This window comes from Actinophytocola sp. (assembly GCF_036402745.1).
Taxonomy (GTDB): Bacteria; Actinomycetota; Actinomycetes; order Mycobacteriales; family Pseudonocardiaceae; genus Actinophytocola.
On record NZ_DASWSJ010000166.1, the window covers coordinates 1 to 1,861 of the forward strand.

1 protein-coding gene is annotated in these 1,861 nt (G+C 69.9%); it reads left to right on the forward strand.

The annotated features are described in order from the left end of the window. Positions 1-1,861, forward strand: a 1,861-nt coding sequence (topA, locus tag VGD70_RS16520) for a type I DNA topoisomerase (protein ID WP_331082350.1), incomplete at both ends; no start/stop codon positions are given.

The window sequence follows — 1,861 nt, forward strand, 5'->3', positions numbered from 1 at the left end:
CGCCTCGTACTGGGACATCTCGGCCACGATGGACGCGGGCGCCGAGGCGACGCCGCGCAACTTCGGCGCGCGCATGGTCGCCGTCGACGGCGCCCGGCTGGCGCTGGGCCGCGACTTCGGCTCGGACGGCAAGCTCAAGGCAGGCTCCGAGGTGCGCCTGCTGGACGAGGCCGAGGCGCGCGCCCTGGCCGCTGGTCTGGTCGACGTGCCGATGCGGGTCGCGTCCGTCGAGGAGAAGCCGTACACGCGCAAGCCGTACGCGCCCTTCATGACCTCGACGTTGCAGCAGGAGGCGGGCCGCAAGCTCCGCTTCTCCGCGGACCGCACGATGCGCACCGCGCAGAAGCTGTACGAGAACGGCTACATCACTTATATGCGTACCGACAGCACCACGCTGTCGGAGACCGCGATCACGGCCGCGCGCAGCCAGGCCACCCAGCTGTACGGCGCGGAGTACGTCGCCGCCCAGCCGCGGCAGTACACCCGCAAGGTCAAGAACGCGCAGGAGGCGCACGAGGCGATCCGCCCCGCCGGTGAGGTGTTCCGCACCCCCGGCGAGGTCGCCCGCGAGCTCGACTCGGACGAGTTCAAGCTCTACGAGATGATCTGGCAGCGCACGATCGCGTCCCAGATGAACGACGCGCGCGGCAACACGACATCGGTGCGGATCGTCGGCACCACGAACTCGGGTGGAACCGCCGGCGGCGGTCAGGAGTGCACGTTCGCCGCGTCAGGCCGCACGATCACGTTCGCGGGCTTCCTCAAGGCGTACGTGGAGACGGTTGACGCCGAGGCCGGTGGCGAGTCGGACGACGCCGAGTCGCGCCTGCCGCAGCTGGTCAAGGACCAGTCCATCACCGCGACGGACCTGACCGCGGACGGCCACTCGACCAGCCCGCCCTCGCGCTTCACCGAGGCCAGCCTGATCAAGACGATGGAAGAGCTGGGCATCGGTCGCCCCTCGACCTACGCGTCGATCATCAGCACGGTCCAGGACCGCGGGTACGTGTGGAAGAAGGGCTCCGCGCTGGTGCCCTCATGGGTCGCCTTCGCGGTCGTCGGCCTGCTGGAGCAGCACTTCGGCAGACTCGTGGACTACGACTTCACGGCCGCGCTGGAGGACGAGCTCGACGGCATCGCCGCAGGTCGCCAGCAGCGCACCACGTGGCTGTCCGGCTTCTACTTCGGCGGCAGCGTCGGTCCGGAGAGCTCGGTGGGCCGCTCCGGCGGTCTGAAGAAGCTCGTCGGGTCGAGCGTCGAGGCGATCGACGCCCGCCTGGTGAACTCGATCGCGCTGTTCGACGACGACGAGGGCCGCCCGGTCGTCGTCCGCGTCGGCCGCTACGGGCCCTACCTCGAGCGGGAGATCGTCGGCGACGACGGCACGACGTCCGCGCAGCGCGCGAACCTGCCGGACGACATGCCGCCGGACGAGCTGACGCTGGAGGTCGCGGAGAAGCTGTTCTCCACGCCCCAGGAAGGGCGCTCGCTCGGCACGGACCCCGTGACCGGCAACGAGATCCTCGCCAAGGAAGGCCGCTTCGGGCCGTACGTGACCGAGGTCCTGCCGGAGCCCGCCGACGAGAAGGCCGCCAAGAAGGCGGCCAAGCCGCGCACCGGCTCCCTGTTCAAGGACATGTCCCTGGACACCGTGACGCTCGACGACGCGCTGAAGCTGCTCTCGCTGCCCAGGGTCGTCGGCAAGGACCCGGAGACCGGGGCCGAGATCACCGCGCAGAACGGGCGCTACGGGCCGTACCTGAAGAAGGGCACGGACTCGCGCTCGCTCGTCACCGAGGACCAGCTGTTCACGGTCACGCTCGACGACGCGTTGAAGATCTACGCCGAGCCGAAGAAGCGC